A 17,582-nucleotide genomic window follows, 5' to 3' on the forward strand; every position below is an offset into this window, starting at 1 on the left:
GATCACTCCTCGGCGTTCTCTGCGGTGGTGCGGGACGGGTGCTCGCCCAGGGCCTGGACGACCCGCGACGGGCTGGGGCGGCCGAGCCTCGCGGCGAGCCAGGTGCTGGTCTCCACCAGCGCGGCGAGGTCAAGCCCGGTCTCGACGCCGAGGCCGTGCAGCATCCAGACCAGGTCCTCGGTGGCGAGGTTGCCGGTGGCGCTCTCGGCGTACGGGCAGCCGCCGATGCCTCCGGTGGAGGCGTCGACGACGGTCACGCCCTCGCGCAGGGCGGTGAGGGTGTTGGCGAGGGCCTGGCCGTAGGTGTCGTGGAAGTGCACCGCGAGCCGGTCCGGGCCGCCGAACGCCTCGATCAGCGCGGCGACGTGGCCGGGGGTGCCGACACCGATGGTGTCGCCGAGCGACAGCTCGAAGCAGCCCAGGTCCAGAAGCCTGCGCCCGACGGAGACGACCTGTGCGACGGGCGTCGGCCCCTCCCACGGGTCGCCGAAGCACATCGAGACGTACGCCCTCACCTTCAGGCCGTGCTCCAGCGCCCGCGCGACGACCGGCTCGAACATCGCGAACTGCGACTCCAGCGTCCGGTTGAGGTTCCTGCCCGCGAACGTCTCGGTGGCGCTGGCGAAGATCGCGATCTCCTCGACGCCGTGTTCGAGCGCGCGGTCGAGGCCGCGCTCGTTGGGGACGAGCACCGGGTAGCGCACGCCGGGAACCCGTTTCATGCCCGCCAGCAGCTCCGAGGCGTCGGCGAGCTGGGGCACCCACTTGGGATGGACGAAGCTGGTGGCCTCGATCACGCGGTGCCCGGCGGCGGCGAGCCGGGCGACGAACTCGGCCTTGACCTCGACGGGAATCACCGCGGCCTCGTTCTGCAGCCCGTCGCGCGGCCCGACCTCGTAGATCGTGACCCGTTCCGGCAGCCCCGCGGCCTCGACCCTCTGTGGCCGGCGCATCATTCCCCCCTCACCGGTTCGTGCCTCGCGGTCCCCGTGGCCGGAATCCCGACCTCGGCGACCCGTCCGGCCGTGACTCCGCCGTCGTCGTGGGTCACGGCCCATCCGGTCGTCCGCGTCGCGACCTTCCCGCGTTCCCGTACGGCCTCCGCGACCTGAGCGGAGACCGTCACGACTCCTCCTCGCGGACCACGGCGAGCACGGCGTCCATCGCGACCGCCTGGCCCGCGCGGACCCGCAGCTCGGCGACGACCCCGCCGATCGGCGCGGTCACGGTGTGCTCCATCTTCATCGCCTCCACGATGAGCAGCGGCTGCCCCTCGGCGACCCGCTCCCCCTCGCCCGCCTTCACCACCAGGACGGTGCCCGGCATCGGGCTGCGGACCAGCCCGTCACCCGCGCCTCCCGCGCCGGCCCGGTCGCCGGGGTCTCCCAGGTGGTGGCGGGTGAGCGCCCAGGCGTCGCCGTCGCGGCCGAGCCAGACGACGTCGCCGTCCCTGGCGACGGCGTAGCGTCTCGCGGTCTCGCCGAGAGTGACGAGCAGGTCGCCGTCCTCGCCGCCGCTCTCCTCGGTGAGCCGTGCCCGCACGGCCTCCGCGCCGGGCAGGCGGACCTCGGCCCCCGAGGCGGGCAGGCCGCGGACCCTGATCTCGCAGACCCCGTCGCGGCTCTCCAGCCGGTGGACGGTCCAGGCCGCCTCGCCCAGCCGCCAGCCGTCGGGGACGTCCCACGGGTCGGCGGGCGTGCCCGCGGGCGCGTGCTCGCGGTGCAGCACCAGGGCGGCGGCGGCGAGGACGTCGGCGGGGACGTCCTCGCGGGAGACGAGCTCGTCGAGGTGGCGCTCCACCAGACCGGTGTCGAGGTCTCCGGCGAGGACGGCGGGGTGACCGACCAGGGCCCTCAGGAAGGCGATGTTGGTGGGCACCCCGAGCACGGCCGTCGCCGCGAGCGCGCCGTCGAGCCGCCGCAGGGCGGCCGTCCTGTCCTTGCCCCAGGCGATGACCTTCGACAGCATCGGGTCGTAGTCGCTGCCGACCAGGCCCCCGGCCATCAGTCCCGAGTCGACCCGCACCCCCGGTGGCTCGCGCAGCGCGAGGACCCGGCCGCCGGTCGGCAGGAAGCCCCGGGAGGGGTCCTCGGCGTAGACGCGGGCCTCGACGGCGTGGCCGACGAGGCGTACCTCGTCCTGGGTGAGCGGGAGGGGCTCACCGGCGGCGACCCTGAGCTGGAGCTCGACGAGGTCCAGGCCGGTGACCAGCTCGGTGACGGGGTGCTCGACCTGCAGGCGGGTGTTCATCTCCATGAAGTAGTAGTCGCCGGTGGCGCCCTGGACGATGAACTCGACCGTCCCCGCGCCGGTGTAGCCGACGGACCTGGCGGCCTCGACCGCCGCCGCGCCCATCGCGGCCCTGGTCTCGGCGTCGAGGAGCGGCGACGGCGCCTCCTCGACGATCTTCTGGTGGCGGCGCTGAAGACTGCACTCGCGTTCGCCCAGGTGGATGACGCCGCCGTAGGCGTCGGCCATCACCTGGATCTCGATGTGCCGGGGGTTCTCCACGAACCGCTCGATCAGCAGGGTCGCGTCGCCGAACGCGGCGGCGGCCGTGCGGCGGGCGGACGCCAGCGCCTCCGGCAGCTCCGCCGCGGAGCGCACGAGCACCATGCCCTTGCCTCCGCCGCCCGCCGACGGCTTGATCAGCGCGGGGAAGCCGACCCGCCCGGCCGCCTCGGCCAGGTCGTCGCCGGGCTCGGCGCCGCCGGGCACGACCGGCACCCCGGCCGCCGAGACGGTGGCCTTGGCGCGGATCTTGTCGCCCATCGCCTCCACGGCCTCCGGCGGCGGGCCGACGAAGACGAGCCCGGCCTCCGCGCAGCGCCGGGCGAAGTCCGCGTTCTCGGCGAGGAAGCCGTATCCGGGATGCACCGCCTGGGCGCCGGTCGCGGCGGCGGCGGCGAGGATGCCGTCGGCGTCGAGGTAACCGCCGGCGAGCCGCACCGCGACGTCGGCCTCGCGGACGTGCCGCGCCCCGGTGTCGGCGTCGCTGTGGACGGCGACCGAGCGGATGCCCAGCCTCCGGAGAGTGCGGGTGATCCGCAGAGCGATCTCGCCGCGGTTGGCGACGAGGACGGTGTCGAACATCCGGCCCCCGCGCGGCGGCGACGCGTGTGCCGAGGAGGTCTGGTGGCCCGGGTGAGTCGAGTGGGCTGAGTGGGTCATGGGTGCGGTCACATCCGGAAGACGCCGTAGCCGACGGGTTCGAGGGGGGCGTTGGCCGAGGCCGACAGGGCCAGGCCCAGGACGGTACGGGTGTCGAGGGGATCGATGACCCCGTCGTCCCAGAGGCGGGCGGTGGAGTAGTAGGGGTTGCCCTGCTCCTCGTACTGCGCGCGGATGGCGTCGGGGTCGGCGTCGCCCACGGTGGACAGGACGTTGGCGGCCTGCTCGCCGCCCATCACCGAGATGCGCGCTCCCGGCCACATCCACAGGAACCGGGGCGAGTAGGCGCGCCCGGCCATCGCGTAGTTGCCGGCCCCGAACGAGCCGCCGACGACCACGGTGAACTTGGGCACCCGGGCGCAGGCGACGGCGGTGACCATCTTCGCGCCGTGCTTGGCGATGCCCCCCGCCTCGTACGCCCTGCCGACCATGAAGCCGCTGATGTTCTGCAGGAACACCAGCGGGGTGTTGCGCCGGTCGCACAGCTCGATGAAGTGGGCGCCCTTGAGCGCCGACTCGCCGAACAGGATGCCGTTGTTGGCGACGATCCCGACGGGGTGGCCGTGGATGCGGGCGAACCCGGTGACGAGCGTGGCGCCGTACTCGGCCTTGAACTCGCCGAACCTGCTGCCGTCCACGATCCTGGCGATGATCTCGCGGACGTCGTACGGGGTGCGGGTGTCGGCGGGGACGATGCCGTACAGGTCGCGGGGGTCGTGCGCGGGCTCCTCGGAGGGCACGCGCTCCCAGGGGGAGGGCGTGCGCGGCGCGAGGGTGGAGACGATGTCGCGGACGATCCGCAGCGCGTGGCGGTCGTCGTCGGCGAGGTGGTCGGTGACGCCGCTGACGCGGGCGTGCAGGTCGCCGCCGCCCAGCTCCTCCGCGGTGACCTCCTCGCCGGTGGCGGCCTTCACCAGCGGCGGGCCGCCGAGGAAGATCGTGCCCTGGTTGCGGACGATCACCGCCTCGTCGCTCATCGCCGGGACGTACGCGCCGCCCGCGGTGCAGGAGCCGAGGACCGCGGCGATCTGCGGGATGCCGCGCGCGGACATGGTCGCCTGGTTGTAGAAGATCCGGCCGAAGTGCTCGCGGTCGGGGAAGACCTCGTCCTGTTCGGGGAGGAACGCGCCTCCCGAGTCGACGAGATAGACGCACGGCAGGTTGTTGTGGAGGGCGACCTCCTGGGCCCGCAGATGCTTCTTGACGGTGATCGGATAGTAGGTGCCGCCCTTGACGGTGGCGTCGTTGGCGACGACCACGCACTCGCGCCCCGAGACACGGCCCACCCCGGTGATGATCCCGGCGGCGGGGGCCACGTCGTCGTACATCCCTCCCGCGGCCAGCTGGGAGAGCTCCAGGAAGCGTGAACCGGGGTCGAGCAGCGAGTCGACGCGGTCGCGGGGCAGCAGCTTGCCCCGGGAGACGTGCCGGGCACGCGACTTCTCGGGGCCGCCCAGCCCCGCCACGGCGAGGCGCTCCCTGAGGTCGGCGACCAGACGCTCGTTCACCTCGGCGTTGCGTTTGAAGCCCTCACCACCCGGATCACAGGCGCTCCGCAGCACCGGCCAGCCACTCATACGAGCCTCCCCGTCCGCTCCGCCCGGATCATCCGATCCGCCCCGGCGCTGCCGTCGCCGGGGCACCGATGCCCGACTTCACCGCAGATGTTAGTCATTATTAACGTTACCGTCTACCATGCGAGAGGTGACGACCGCTCAGTCCCCTGCACGCACCCGTGGCTCCCGGCGCGCGGAGATCCTGGACGCCGCCGCGGAGCTGTTCGCCGCCCGCGGCTTCCACGGCGTCTCGATCGAGGAGATCGGCGGCGCGGTCGGCACCTCGGGCCCGGCCCTGTACCGCCACTTCAGCGGCAAGGACGCCCTGCTCGCGGAGATGCTGCTGGATGTCAGCGAGCGCCTGCACACCTCGGGCGCGCGCCGCGTGACCGAGGCCGCAGATGCAGAGCAGGCACTGGACGCCCTGCTCAGCTGCCAGATCGAGTTCGCACTCGGCCACCCCGCACTGATCACCGTGCACGACAGGGAGCTCGGCAACGTGCCCGAGCCCGCGCGCCGCCGGATCCGTCGGCTGCAGCGGCTGTACGTCGAGGAGTGGGTCACCGTGCTGAGCGAGCTCTACCCCGCGCGTTCCCAGGCCGGGCTGCGCGCCGCGACCCACGCCGTCTTCGGACTGCTCAACTCCACCCCGCACAGCGCGGGCGAGCTGCCGCCCGCGGCGATGGCGGAGCTGCTGCGCGGTATGGCACGTGCGGCGCTGGCCGCCTCCCAAGGTTAAGGGTCGCTAACCTCTGGCGGACAGCTCCGCCCAGCTGGACGGACTCCACGCCTGCGAGGGGGTCACCACGACCGTGCACGGCGCCTCGCTCAGCATCACCCGGCAGACCGGGCCGATGGCGGGATCCAGCGGATCGTGGTGCTCCCGGTCGGGGACGACCAGCAGGTCAGAACGGTCGGCCGCGTGACGGAGCGCCTCGACGTGAGGGCGTGTCTCGATCATCGTCTCCACCACGACCGTGGGATACCTCTCCTCCCACACCGAGACGCTGGTGTTGAAGTGGACGGCCGCCGACCTGAGATCGCCGGTGTCCTCGGAGCAGAGGCAGATGATGAGCAGCGTCGCCCTGCGCAGCCTCGCCTCCTCGAAGGCGATGGCCAGCTCCTGCGAGTCGACGGCCGCGTCCTCCACCGCGATCGCCACGCGGCCGACGCGCCGGTGGCCCGGCCTCCTGACGACGGCCACCGGGCAGCGGGCGTGCGCGGCGACCTCGACGGTCGAGCCGATCCGCAGTTCCTCGGGGTCGCCCGCGCCACGCGGGCCGATCGCGATCAGCTCCGCGTCGTTCGACAGGCCCACCAGGGCGGCGGCCGGGGTCCCCTCCACCAGTCGCCCGTGTATGGACGCCCTGGGTGCCATCTCACGCGCGGTCATCAGCCCGTTCTCCAGGACGCGCCCGCCCATCCGCCGTACGACCTCGGTGGTCTCGGGGGCGAGGGAGAGCCTGGGGTAGGGCCACTGCCAGGCGTGGCAGACGAGCAGCGGGAGAAATCTCAGGCGGGCGTCCTCGACGGCCCATCGCAGGGCCAGGCGGCTCTCCGCCGAACCGTCGTATCCGACGACCACCGGTCGCCCTTCGTCCCGTACCGGCATGGCGGCTCCTCTCCCGCGTCACTCCTTTCCATCCTTCTCCGAGTCCGCCCGCCGAGAAGGGCACCCTTCCACAAGACTCTTCCTGTTTTGCGGCGCGCATCGGCAAAGACGCCTTCTCCCGCCCGGGGGCGGGAGGGCGATTGAAGACCGGCCGGGGCCGGGAGGGGTTTCGCGCGGGCCGCACGGCCGCGCGAATCTGCCGGAGTGGCACGGCGGCCGGTCACCGGCACGGTCATCCGTAACGTCGCCGTGTCTTGTCCGCGTCTCACCCGCGTCTCCCTCGCGCGGGACGGTCACGGGCATGGGACCGTCACCGGCGCGAGCCGATCACAGGTGCGGGCACGGGACGGTCACGAGCACCGGCGTGAGCCGGTTACAGACACGAGCCGGTCACGGCCACGACGCCGGTCGGCGCACAGAACGTTCCCGCCCATGCGGCGACGGCCGACGTGACCGCGAGCGGCGTGCCCGGCGCGGCGAAGATCACCGGCGTCGATACGACCTGGACCGGCGGGACGGTCACGGGCGGCGCGACGCCGACCGGCGGGGTGGTGTCGACCGGCGGAGTCGTGCCAGGCGGAGTGGAACCGGGCGGGGTCGTGTCGGGCGGGGTCGTGTCGACCGGTGGAGTCGTGCCAGGCGGAGTGGAACCGGGCGGGACGACGCCGGGCGGGGTCGTGCCGGGCGTGAGCGACGCGTCGGGCGGCGGCGGAGTCCCGGGCACCGCGGCCGCGGGCACCGGAGCGGTTCCCGGTACGGGCGGAGGCGGCGTCGCGACCGAGGGCGCCGACGCGGACACCGGTGCGGACAGCGGCGCCGACGCGTTTCCGTACGCCGGTGCGCTCCCAACGGCCGGCATCCCGGAAACCGGCGTGTCACCGGAAAGCGCCGTGACGGACCTCGCCGTATCCGGAGACGGTTCGGCGGCGTGGGCGGCGGCCGGCAGCATGACGACCGCCCCCACCGCCCCGGTGAGAATCAATTTTCCAAGCATGCGCGTCTCCACTCATGTGACTGATGCGATGGACGTGAACTCCGAAGATGCTGGCAGCCGCAGTATCCGCCGATGGCAAAGAGACCCTCCGCGAGAAGTCCGCAGGAGGAACGGCTTGTGGCAACAGGGGCGCGAGATACCCATGGATCGGAACACAAGGCCGGAAACGAATGCGCTCACCCTGTTCGGGGCTTCCGCCCTTCTGACCCGACTCATCCTGCCCGGCAGGCCCGGTGTCGGATTCCCGTGTCAGAGCCCTGCGCCGGCAGTGTCGCGCCGGGGTTCCGGCGTCAAGGCCTCACCCTGGGGACCGGCGTGAAGTATCCGGCTCCGACGTTCCCGTTCATTCGTCGAACGGGCTGTAAAATCACGTCTGACAAGGTGTCATGAATGCTGGTTAAATGTGATCGGTCCGCCATCTCGTCGCCATCAAAGATGTCAAGGTTGGGGACGGCGTCCGTCGATGGGGGACATAATCGGGCTGTGGCGCGCGACTCTGTTGAGACCCATTTCACCGACGCCGTGAGTGCCCTTTCCCCCGGCACACCGCGCGACCCCGGCCTGCCCGTGCGGGAGGACACCACCCTGACCGGGGCCAGGTGCCGCGAGCTGTTTCAGTTCCAGCTCGGCAGCAGGCTGCTGGACGTCACCGCCCGCTGGCTGCGCGAGCAGGGCGAGGGGTTCTACACGATCGGCTCGGCCGGGCACGAGGGCAACGCCGCGGTCGCCGCCGCGTCGCGCGTCACCGATCCGGCCCTCCTGCACTACCGGTCGGGCGCCTTCTACCTGACCAGGTCGGCGATGGCGGGACGACTGCCCGAGGAAGGGCTGCGCGACGTGCTGCTCGGCCTGACCGCCTCGGTCGAGGAGCCGATCGCGGGCGGGCGGCACAAGGTCTTCGGCCACCCGGACCTCGCGGTGATCCCCCAGACCTCCACGATCGCCAGCCACCTGCCCCGCGCGGTGGGCGTGGCCTTCGCCATCGAGCGCGCCCGCCAGCTCGGCGTACCGGGGCCGTGGCCGAGCGACGCGATCGTGATCTGCAGTTTCGGCGACGCCTCGACGAACCACGCCAGCGCCCTGTCGGGCCTCAACACGGCCGCCTATGGCTCATACCAGAAGCTGCCGCTGCCGATCCTCTTCGTCTGCGAGGACAACGGCCTGGGCATCAGCGTGCGCACCCCCGACGGCTGGGTCAAGGCCGCCCGCCACCCGTTGATGAGGTATTTCGAGGCCGACGGCTGTGACCTGGCCGACGTCCACGACATGGCGCTCGCCGCCACCGACCACGTCCGCACGCACCGCGCGCCCGCCCTGCTGCGCGTGAGCACCGTCCGGCTGATGGGCCACGCGGGCTCGGACGTGGAGCTGTCGTATCGGACCAAGCGGGAGATCGACGCCGACCTGGCGCGCGACCCGCTGGTGGCGACCGCCATGCTGCTCGTCGAGGCCGGCCTGACCACTCCCGACGAGCTGCTGCTCCGGTACGAGACGACGCGCGAGCACCTGTTCAAGATGGCGATGGAGAGCTCTCGGCGCCCTCGGCTGATCTCCGCCTTCGACATCGTGGAGCCGCTCGCCCCGCGCACCCCCGCGGCCGTCGCCGCGGCCTGCACCGAAGTGGCGGCCACCGACGTCAGGTCGAGGGCCTTCGCCGGCAGGCTCCCCGAGCGGGAGGGCCCGCTGACCTTCTCCCAGGCCGTCAACCGCACCCTCGCCGACTCCCTGGCCGCCCACCCCGACGTGCTCGTCTTCGGCGAGGACGTGGCACGCAAGGGCGGCGTCTACGGCGTCACGCGCGGCCTGCAGAAACGCTTCGGCGCCGGCCGGGTGTTCGACACCCTCCTCGACGAGCAGTCCGTGCTCGGCCTCGCGCTCGGCTCGGGGGTCTCCGGCCTGCTGCCGGTGCCCGAGATCCAGTATCTGGCCTACCTGCACAACGCCCTGGACCAGATCCGGGGCGAGGCGGCGACGCTCCAGTTCTTCTCCCAGGGAGCCTTTCGCAACCCGATGGTGGTGCGCGTCGCCTCCTACGCCTACCAGAAGGGCTTCGGCGGCCACTTCCACAACGACAACTCCATCGCCGCCCTGCGCGACATACCCGGCCTGGTCGTGGCCTCCCCCGCCCGGCCCGACGACGCCGCCTCGATGCTGCGCACCTGCCTCGCCGCCGCCCGCGTCGACGGCAGCGTCTGCGTCTTCCTTGAGCCCATCGCCCTGTACAACACCCGCGACATGTTCGAGGAGGGTGACAACGGCTGGCTCGCCCCGTACGCCCCCCCGGCGCGATGGGCGGAGACGCACATCCCGATCGGGCGCGCCCGCGGCTACGGCGACGGCCGCGACCTGACCATCGTGACCTTCGGCAACGGGCTGCGGATGAGCCTGCGCGCCGCGGTGAGGCTCACCGCGGAGGGGCACAGCTGCCGGGTCCTGGACCTGCGCTGGCTCTCCCCCCTCCCGGTCGAGGACCTGATGCGAGCCGCGGAGCTGACCGGCCGGGTGCTGATCGCCGACGAGACCCGCCGCACCGGGGGCGTCTCGGAGAGCATCGTCGCCGAGCTGCTCGACGCGGGTTTCACCGGCAGGATCGCCCGGGTGACCTCCTCGGACAGCTTCATCCCCCTGGGCGAGGCGGCGAGGCACGTGCTGCTGTCGGAGGCCGAGATCGAGGCGGCCGCCCGCAAGCTGCTCGGCTGACCGCCCTCGCTTTTCGAAATCCCGGAATCGACCTCACCGCATCAGCGGAGCGTGTTCAATTGGTAGCACGCCATCACAGATCGCGCCTCTGGTTCGTCGGCAGGTCAGCCCCTCATTCCCCCGACCAGGAGATAGCATGCCCGACGTGGCGACGAAGAGCACCGGTCAGCGCGTGGTGCACCTGGAGGCCTGGGCCTTCAGGACGGACACGGACCTGGCGGATATCAAGGAGACCCTGCACGATCTCCCCAAGATCATCCGCGAGGAGGTCATGACCTACGCCGCGCCGATGTTCGAAGAGGTCATGAACCGGATGGCCACCAAGGAGGATCTGTCCGCTCTCGCCGTCAAGGTCGACACCTTGGAAACCAAGGTCGACAACCTCGACGTCAGAGTCCGCGACCTCGACATCAAGGTCGACAACCTCGACGCCAAGGTCGACAACCTTGAGGTGAAGATGGACGCCCGGATGGAGTCCTTCGAAAGCCGGATGAAGTCCATGGAAGGCCGGATGGACGCCTTCGAAGGTCGGATGGACGCCTTCGAGGTCCGAATGGACTCCATGGACGGCAAGCTGGACCTGATTCTGACCAAGCTCGGCTGAGCCTCGCCGATGGGCCTCGGGCCGGTGGCCCGGGGCTCACGACGGGTTCACAGCCAGTCTCGGCGTTTGAACACCAGATAGAGGGTGAGGCAGACGCCCGCCATGAGCATGACCGCGAAGGGATAGCCCCACGCCCAGTGGATCTCGGGCATCACGTCGAAGTTCATGCCGTAGATGGTGCCGACGAGGGTGGGGGCGAACAGGATCGCGGCCCACGCGGAGATCCGCTTGACCTCCTCGTTCTGGGCGTTGCTCGCCTCGGTGAGGTTGGTCATGTGCTCGTTCTGGGCCTGGGCCACCATGGTCGAGTTGACCACGAGGATGTCGTGGAGCATCTGGCGGAAGCCGCTCACCCGCTCGGCGACGGTGATCGCGTGGTCGGCCACGTCCCGCAAGTATCTCTGCAGTTCCTGGTCCACCCCGTACTTGTCCGCGCCCGCGATGAAACCCTCGATCATGCCCAGGAGCGGCTGGGTGGCCCGCTGGAACTCGATCACCTCGCGCGACAGCTCGTAGATGCGGCGGGAGACCCCGGGTTCGTTGCCGAAGACCTGGACCTCGATCTCGTCGATGTCGTTCTGCAGGCCGGCGACCACGGGGGCGTAGCCGTCCACGACCGCGTCGAGGATGGCGTAGAGCACCGCCTGCGGTCCCTGGCCGAGCAGTTCGGGGTCGTGCTGCATACGGCGGCGGACCTGGGACAGGTCGGGAGCCTCACTGTGCCGTACGGTGATCACGAAGTTCTTGCCGACGAAGACGTGCAGCTCGCCGAAGTCGACCTCCTCGGCCTCGTCGAGGTAGCGGGCCGGGCGCAGCACCACGAACAGGGTGTCGCCGTAGCGGTCGGCCTTGGGGCGTTGGTGGGCGACGATGGCGTCCTCGACCGCCAGCTCGTGCAGGTCGAACTCCTCGGCGACGTTGAGGATGACGCCGTCCTCCGGCCGGTAGAAGCCGATCCAGGCCATGCTGTCCGGGGTGTTCTTCAGGCGGTCGAACGCCTCGGGCAGCGACTCGGGGGTCGCCGCCCGATGACCGTTGACGTAGATCGCGTTGTCGATGACGCGCGAACGGGGCGGGGGCGGCCGCTCCTCGCCGGCGGACCTGGGGTCCATCGATCGCTCGGGAGACTCCCGACCGGTGCCGGAACGCCCGCGCATCAGGCTCCGCAGGCCTCGCACTCGCCGGTCGGTCACACGTCTCTCCTCATCGGGCGCTCATGAACTCCTGCAGCGACCGCATCGCGGTGGCACGGATCTTCGCCCTCAGCATCGGGGTCCAGCCGAGGACGATTCCGACCGGCCGGCCCATCGCCATCTTGGACCAGCGCCTGAGGTCGAAGTCGTCGTGGTGGCGGACGATCAGTCCGTCCTCGAAGCGGAAGAGGGCGTCGACCTCGTTGACGACCCTCCTGCCCCTCTCGCCGAAGGTGTAACGACCGGTCCAGTGCGCCGTGCCCTCGTACGGGCGCACGGTGATGTCGCGTACGGTCACGGCGAGGTCGGGGCTGCGGCTCAGCAGCATCCGCCACATGCCCATGACCTTGTCGCGTCCTTCGAGGTCCTGGAAGACGGGATCACCGAAGGTGACGTCAGGGTGGTAGCAGAGCTCCATCGCGTCGGCGTCGCGGCGCGCGAATGCCTCGTAGAACGTCTTGATGAGCTCGGCGTTCCGATCGTTCACGAGTTTCTCCCGACCATCAATGTCCTGCCGACCGAGTGTAGTGCGCGGAGGAGCCAAGGAGATTGTCCGCGTTTTGCCAGTACAGCGCATGGATCCGGTCGTCGCCAGGCCTGCCGGGCGCGTGGGGCCGAGGGGCGTACGGATGGGGGACGTTCGAGAGGTCTCCGCCGAGCGGGATCCCTCCGGTCCGGCCCGGTCCTCGCCGGCGGGCGGACCCGCCCGCGGCCGCGAATTCCGGCATCATATTCGGCACGGTTCCGACTTTATCCCCAGCACACCGGCACTCGTGGGACGCTTTACTCTCACGCCGCGAAGGAGAAACGAGCGTTGTCCGACCTCTGGGTGACCCTGACCACGTCCCGTTCCGGGCCACCCCTGTGGGTTGTGCTGCTGTCCGCTCTGGCCGCGCTGGGCGTGGTGTCGTGGTCCACCTCGTGGCAGCTGTCGCGAGGGCTGATCACCATCGCCCACGAGGGCGGGCACGCGCTGGTGGCGCTGCTCACCCGGCGCAAACTGGAGGGCATCCGGCTGCACTCCGACACTTCGGGTGTCACCCTGACCAGGGGAAAGCCCCGAGGGTTCGGCATGATCCTGACCGCCGCCGCCGGATACGTCACCCCGTCCCTGCTGGGACTGGGCGGGGCGTGGCTCACCTCCTCCGGCTATGTGGCGGTGCTGATCACGATAGTGATCGGGTTGCTGTTCTGCATGCTGCTGCTGATCCGCAACCTGTTCGGTGTGGTGAGCCTGCTCGCCACCGGAGGCGCGATCTTCGCCTTCACCTGGTACGCGGCGCCCGACATGGACGCGGTCCTGGCCTATCTGGCCGTGTGGTTCCTGCTGCTGGGCGGCATCCGGCCGATCGTGGAGCTCCAGCGCAAGCGGCGTCGCCACCAGGCGCCCGATTCCGACGCCGACCAGCTCGCCAGGCTCACCTTCCTGCCCGGCGGATTCTGGGTCTTTCTGTTCCTCGTGGTGGCGGGCGCGTGCCTGGTGGCCGGAGCGTACCTGCTGCTGCCCTCGGCGCTCGGGCTCATCTGAGAGATCCCGCTCGATACTCCCGCCCGCGTCCCCACGCGGGAAGCATGGCGATCACGATTCGCCGACGAAGCATTAGATGGGCTATATCACCGCATTTCATGCTGATTTCCTGGCGGTCCTCGCCTGCCGCCTCATGTCGCGGAACCACGCCTCTTGATTGACATTTAACGACTTTTTTGAGTTTATTAGCGGGAATATCATTTCTCCTGCGAGAGGCGTTCCATGCCCCACCCCGCTTACCTCGTCGGAGCGGTCGGAACGGGCATCCTGCTGGTCTCACTGGGCGCGACACTCGTTCTCGCCCTGCGGATCAGACGGCTCCACGCCGAGCGGGAGCGGGCACTCAGCAGAGCGTACGAGAGATTCGCCCGCGACATGCACGACATCGTGGGGCACTGGCTCTGGCTGGCGTCCATCAAGGGAGAGCTGGCCCACAGGAAGGCGAACGGCGACGCGCGCCTGCGCGAGGAGCTGGAAGAGGTGTTGCAGGCGGTGCGGCAGGCCGCGCACGCCGTACGGAACGTGTCGGAGGCCGCCCGCCGGCTGTCGTTCTCCGGCGAGGTCACGCGGGCCAGGACCCTGATGGAGGGCTTCGGGGCCTACTGCTCGGTCCGGGTCGACGTGGACGAGCTTCCCGAGCTGGTGAGCACCGCGCTGGGCGCGGTGGTCCGCGAGGGTGTGACGAACATGCTGCGGCACAGCCGGGTGAAGCGGTGCGCGATCGAGCTGGTCGAGTACGACGGCCGGCTGCGCCTCACCGTCGTCAACGACGGGGCTCCCCGGCAGGAGACCCCCTCCACAGGCGCCTTCGGGACCGCCTCCACCGGCAACGGCGTGGACAACCTGGGTCACCGCGTGGGCGAGCTGGGCGGCACGGTTCGGGCGGTCGGCGGCACGGACGGGTGGTTCACGCTGATGGCCGAGATTCCCACTAATTTTCCCGAATCATATTCACGTTTGCCACAAAAGCGCAGGTAGCGCACATCGTCATGGTTGACACTGTGAGTTTCGCATATACGACTGGTTTAGTTTGTAACTAGTGGTTTCTCGGGTTATCCGTAATTCTCTCTTCTGGAAGACAGCAGGGGAGAATGTGGTGGATGACCAGTATGAGCTTTATTGCCTGGCCGACCCGCTTTTTTATGACACGCTTGACGGCCGCCGGGGTGATCACCCCGATTTCGCGCTCGCTACCCGAGATGTCCCGGACGGCTGGCAGCACCAGGCGACCGACACCTGGATGCACTACGCGCCGCTCGACGGTCGCACACCCGCCCAGGGCTGGAAGATCCACGTCTCCGCTCGCGCCGAGGACGCCGACCGCGCCATAGAGGCGGTCTGGGACTACTGCGTCCCCCGCGGCATCGCGTTCAAGTTCCTGCGCAGCCTGCCGGTCATGACCATGTTGAACTCCAAGGCCGCCCCCCGTGGCTCCAGCGGGAAGCTCGTGACGATCTACCCGGTGGACGAGGCGCAGCTGGAGCTCACCCTCAAGGAGCTCGACGAGCTGCTCACGGGCGTCGAGGGGCCCTACATCCTCAGCGACCTCCGCTACGGCCAGGGCCCGCTCTTCGTACGGTACGGCGGCTTCGCCGGACGGCGCTGCCTGGCCGACAGCGGCGAGCTGGTGCTGGCCATCGAGGACGGCGAGGGCCGGCTCGTCCCCGACGTGCGGGAGCCCTCCTTCGGCGTGCCGTCCTGGGTGACGCTGCCCGCCTTCCTCGAACCCCACCTGGCGGCCCGCAACGCGGTCACCACCGAAGGGCTGCCGTACCGGGTCGAGAGCGTGATGCAGTTCTCCAACGGTGGCGGCGTCTACCTGGGAGAGGACCTGCGCACCGGGGAGCGGGTCGTACTGAAGGAGGCCCGCCCGCACGCCGGCCTGGACGCCGCCGGCCGGGACGCGGTGGCGCGGCTGGCGCACGAGCGCGACATGCTGGAACGCCTGTCCGGACTGGACGCGGTGCCCACACTGGTCGACTACTTCACCCTGGGCGGGCACCACTTCCTGGTCGAGGAGTTCGTCGACGGCAACCCGCTCCAGCGCCAACTCGTGCACAAATACCCGCTCACCAGGGCGACCTGCGACGAGGCGGCCATCGCCGAGTACACCGCCTGGGTGCTCGACATACTTCCCAAGGTGCGCCGGGCGGTCGAGTCCCTGCACGAGCGCGGGGTGGTCTTCGGCGACCTGCACCCGAACAACATCCTCGTGACCGAGGACGGCCGCCTGACCCTGATCGACTACGAGGTGGCGACCCTCACCGAGGACCGCGGCCGCGCGGCGCTCGCCCACCCCGCGTTCGGCGCCCCGGCCGACCGGCAGGGCGTCGACGTCGACCTGTACGCCCTCTCCTGCCTCTGCCTCGGGCTCTTCGCCCCCCAGCTCACGATCATGCTGCCGCTCGACCGCGCCAAGGTGACCGAGCTGGCCAGGCTCATCGGCGAGACCTTCCCCGTGCCGCGCGAGATGCTCGACGAGGCGGTCCTCACCGTCGCGGGCCCCGAACCCGCTGCGGCCACGCCCTACCCGAAACCGGGACGCGACAGCTGGCCCCGGCTCAAGGAGGCGATGACCCGGGCCATCCTGGCGAGCGCCACCCCCGAGCGCGAGGACCGGCTCTTCCCCGGCGACGTCGCCCAGTTCCAGCCCGGCGGCGGCGTCAACCTCGCGTACGGCGCGGCCGGCGTGCTCTACGCGCTGGCGAGCACCGGAGCCGAGCGCCGTCCCGAGCACGAGGACTGGCTGCGCGCGAAGGCGCTCGCCCCCGCCCCGGGGACGGGGATCGGGTTCTACGACGGCCTGCACGGTGTGGCCTACGTCCTCGACCTGCTCGGGCACCGCCAGGACGCGATCGACACCGCCGACCTGTGCCTGCGCCAGAAATGGGAGGCGCTGGAGCTCGGGCTGTTCAGCGGCCTGGCCGGCATGGGCCTGAACCTGCTCCACCTGGGCCGGACCACCGGCGAGCGGACCTTCACCGAGGTGGCCCTGCAGATCACCGGCATCTGCTCCGACAGGCTGGGCGGGCCCGAGGACGTACCCCAGGTCAGCGGCGGCGTCCACCCCCGGGCCGGGCTGATGTACGGCTCCTCCGGGCCCGCTCTTCTCTTCATGCACGCCTACGAGCACACCGGCGACGCGTCGCTGCTCGACAGGGCCGCCGTGGCGCTCCGGCAGGACCTGCGGCGCTGCGTCACCGGTGAGGACGGAACCCTCCAGGTCGACCAGGGCTGGCGTACGCTGCCCTACCTGGACGAGGGGTCGGTGGGCATCGGCATCGTCCTCGCCCGTTACCTCGCCCACCGGGAGGACGAGGACCTGCGCGCCGCGCTCGACGGCTGCCGGCGTGTCACCCGGGGACGCTACTTCGTGCAGTCCGGCCTGTTCACCGGCCGGAGCGGCATGCTCGGCGCCCTCGGCTGGGGTCTGGGCCCCGGGCCGGACGCCTCCCTCACCGACCACACCGATGTGGCCGAGCAGCTCCGCGGGCTGGCCTGGCACGCGCTGCCCCACGGCGGCGGGCTCGCCTTCCCCGGTAACCAACTGCTCAGGCTCTCCATGGACTTCGCGACCGGCACGGCCGGAGTCCTGTTCGCGATGAGCGCCGTGCTGCACGACCGGCCGGTGTTCCTCCCCTTCATCGAGCCGCCCGGCGACACGAGCACCCCGTCAGGGGTGTCCGCGCACGAACCCGCCGGGCGGTTTGGCCCCCACGACACATCGACATCGAAGGAGGTGTAACGACATGGTCCTTCTCGACCTGCAGTCCCTGGAGGCCCCCACCGGCGGTGGTGGCGGTGGCGGCGGCAGCACCCTCACGGTCCTGGGCTGCCAGTCCGGCAAGCCCAGCAACCTGAGCGTCGCCCTCTGCCACTAGGCATCCCGGTTTTCCCGATATCGGTTCGGTTCCCACCAGAAGTGAGGCAATCCCATGGTCCTTCTCGACCTGCAGTCCCTGGAGACCCCCGGCGGCGGCCACGGCGGCGGCGGTGGCGGCAGCACCCTCACGGTCCTGGGCTGCGAGTCCGGCAAGCCCAGCAACCTGAGCCTCCTGCTCTGCCACTAGTCCTTCCCCGTTCCACACAACCCGTAGAACCCGTAGAAACGGAGCAACTTCGATGGTTCTTCTCGACCTGCAGTCCCTGGAGACCCCCGGCGGCGGCCACGGCGGCGGCGGTGGCGGCAGCACCCTCACGGTCCTGGGCTGCGAGTCCGGCAAG

Annotated in this window: 17 protein-coding genes; 9 read left to right on the top strand and 8 right to left on the bottom strand. The window is 70.7% G+C overall.

Annotation, left to right across the window (positions count from 1 at the left end):
* Positions 1 to 2: 2 nt before the first annotated feature.
* From ABT352_RS10125 to ABT352_RS10140, 4 genes are all read right to left on the bottom strand, one after another.
* Positions 3 to 956 (bottom strand): hydroxymethylglutaryl-CoA lyase, encoded by a 954-nt coding sequence (locus ABT352_RS10125; protein ID WP_350944061.1) that lies wholly within the window; start codon positions 954 to 956, stop codon positions 3 to 5.
* Positions 953 to 1,126, bottom strand: coding sequence for a hypothetical protein (locus ABT352_RS10130; protein WP_350944063.1), 174 nt, complete (start codon positions 1,124 to 1,126; stop codon positions 953 to 955). The genes ABT352_RS10125 and ABT352_RS10130 overlap by 4 nt, the downstream gene beginning before the upstream one ends.
* The gene (locus ABT352_RS10135; RefSeq protein ID WP_350944065.1) at positions 1,123 to 3,093 is read right to left on the bottom strand and encodes an acetyl/propionyl/methylcrotonyl-CoA carboxylase subunit alpha; all 1,971 of its coding nucleotides are present in this window, start codon (positions 3,091 to 3,093) and stop codon (positions 1,123 to 1,125) included. Before ABT352_RS10135 ends, ABT352_RS10130 begins: the two co-directional genes overlap by 4 nt.
* 86 nt (positions 3,094 to 3,179) lie before the next feature.
* The gene (locus tag ABT352_RS10140; RefSeq protein ID WP_350944066.1) at positions 3,180 to 4,748 is read right to left on the bottom strand and encodes a carboxyl transferase domain-containing protein; all 1,569 of its coding nucleotides are present in this window, start codon (positions 4,746 to 4,748) and stop codon (positions 3,180 to 3,182) included.
* Between the two features lie 118 nt (positions 4,749 to 4,866).
* On the opposite strand from ABT352_RS10140, the gene ABT352_RS10145 reads away from it, so the two are divergent.
* The gene (locus ABT352_RS10145; protein WP_350944068.1) at positions 4,867 to 5,466 is read left to right on the top strand and encodes an SACE_7040 family transcriptional regulator; all 600 of its coding nucleotides are present in this window, start codon (positions 4,867 to 4,869) and stop codon (positions 5,464 to 5,466) included.
* A gap of 6 nt (positions 5,467 to 5,472) precedes the next feature.
* On the opposite strand, the gene ABT352_RS10150 is transcribed toward ABT352_RS10145, so the two are convergent.
* Entirely contained in the window at positions 5,473 to 6,339 is an 867-nt protein-coding gene (locus ABT352_RS10150; RefSeq protein WP_350944069.1) for a universal stress protein, read from the bottom strand.
* A 373-nt stretch (positions 6,340 to 6,712) separates the two neighbouring features.
* Positions 6,713 to 7,333 carry a hypothetical protein gene (locus ABT352_RS10155; RefSeq protein ID WP_350944071.1) on the bottom strand — a complete coding sequence of 207 codons (621 nt, stop codon included), beginning with the start codon at positions 7,331 to 7,333 and terminating at the stop codon, positions 6,713 to 6,715.
* A 483-nt stretch (positions 7,334 to 7,816) separates the two neighbouring features.
* Between ABT352_RS10155 and ABT352_RS10160 the strand changes: the two genes are divergently transcribed.
* Both ABT352_RS10160 and ABT352_RS10165 read left to right on the top strand, forming a co-directional pair.
* Complete coding sequence (locus ABT352_RS10160; RefSeq protein WP_350944073.1) at positions 7,817 to 10,033, top strand: thiamine pyrophosphate-dependent enzyme; 2,217 nt, start codon at positions 7,817 to 7,819, stop codon at positions 10,031 to 10,033.
* Positions 10,034 to 10,169: 136 nt separating this feature from the next.
* Positions 10,170 to 10,637, top strand: coding sequence for a hypothetical protein (locus tag ABT352_RS10165; RefSeq protein ID WP_350944075.1), 468 nt, complete (start codon positions 10,170 to 10,172; stop codon positions 10,635 to 10,637).
* A gap of 47 nt (positions 10,638 to 10,684) precedes the next feature.
* On the opposite strand, the gene ABT352_RS10170 is transcribed toward ABT352_RS10165, so the two are convergent.
* Both ABT352_RS10170 and ABT352_RS10175 read right to left on the bottom strand, forming a co-directional pair.
* Positions 10,685 to 11,830 (bottom strand): magnesium and cobalt transport protein CorA, encoded by a 1,146-nt coding sequence (locus ABT352_RS10170; RefSeq protein WP_350944077.1) that lies wholly within the window; start codon positions 11,828 to 11,830, stop codon positions 10,685 to 10,687.
* A gap of 10 nt (positions 11,831 to 11,840) precedes the next feature.
* Positions 11,841 to 12,317, bottom strand: coding sequence for a nuclear transport factor 2 family protein (locus ABT352_RS10175; protein WP_350944079.1), 477 nt, complete (start codon positions 12,315 to 12,317; stop codon positions 11,841 to 11,843).
* A 327-nt stretch (positions 12,318 to 12,644) separates the two neighbouring features.
* On the opposite strand from ABT352_RS10175, the gene ABT352_RS10180 reads away from it, so the two are divergent.
* From ABT352_RS10180 to ABT352_RS10205, 6 genes are all read left to right on the top strand, one after another.
* Complete coding sequence (locus tag ABT352_RS10180) at positions 12,645 to 13,358, top strand: M50 family metallopeptidase (protein ID WP_350944080.1); 714 nt, start codon at positions 12,645 to 12,647, stop codon at positions 13,356 to 13,358.
* A gap of 222 nt (positions 13,359 to 13,580) precedes the next feature.
* Positions 13,581 to 14,336 carry a sensor histidine kinase gene (locus ABT352_RS10185; RefSeq protein ID WP_350944082.1) on the top strand — a complete coding sequence of 252 codons (756 nt, stop codon included), beginning with the start codon at positions 13,581 to 13,583 and terminating at the stop codon, positions 14,334 to 14,336.
* A 118-nt stretch (positions 14,337 to 14,454) separates the two neighbouring features.
* The gene (lanKC, locus tag ABT352_RS10190) at positions 14,455 to 17,103 is read left to right on the top strand and encodes a class III lanthionine synthetase LanKC (RefSeq protein WP_350944084.1); all 2,649 of its coding nucleotides are present in this window, start codon (positions 14,455 to 14,457) and stop codon (positions 17,101 to 17,103) included.
* Positions 17,104 to 17,107: 4 nt separating this feature from the next.
* The gene (locus tag ABT352_RS10195) at positions 17,108 to 17,239 is read left to right on the top strand and encodes a SapB/AmfS family lanthipeptide (RefSeq protein WP_350944086.1); all 132 of its coding nucleotides are present in this window, start codon (positions 17,108 to 17,110) and stop codon (positions 17,237 to 17,239) included.
* Between the two features lie 54 nt (positions 17,240 to 17,293).
* Positions 17,294 to 17,428 carry a SapB/AmfS family lanthipeptide gene (locus tag ABT352_RS10200; protein WP_350944088.1) on the top strand — a complete coding sequence of 45 codons (135 nt, stop codon included), beginning with the start codon at positions 17,294 to 17,296 and terminating at the stop codon, positions 17,426 to 17,428.
* Positions 17,429 to 17,480: 52 nt separating this feature from the next.
* Positions 17,481 to 17,582, top strand: a 102-nt coding sequence (locus ABT352_RS10205) for a SapB/AmfS family lanthipeptide (RefSeq protein ID WP_350944251.1), incomplete at its 3' end; no start/stop codon positions are given.

It is taken from the genome of Streptosporangium sp. NPDC000563 (assembly GCF_040299985.1).
Taxonomy (GTDB): domain Bacteria; phylum Actinomycetota; class Actinomycetes; order Streptosporangiales; family Streptosporangiaceae; genus Streptosporangium.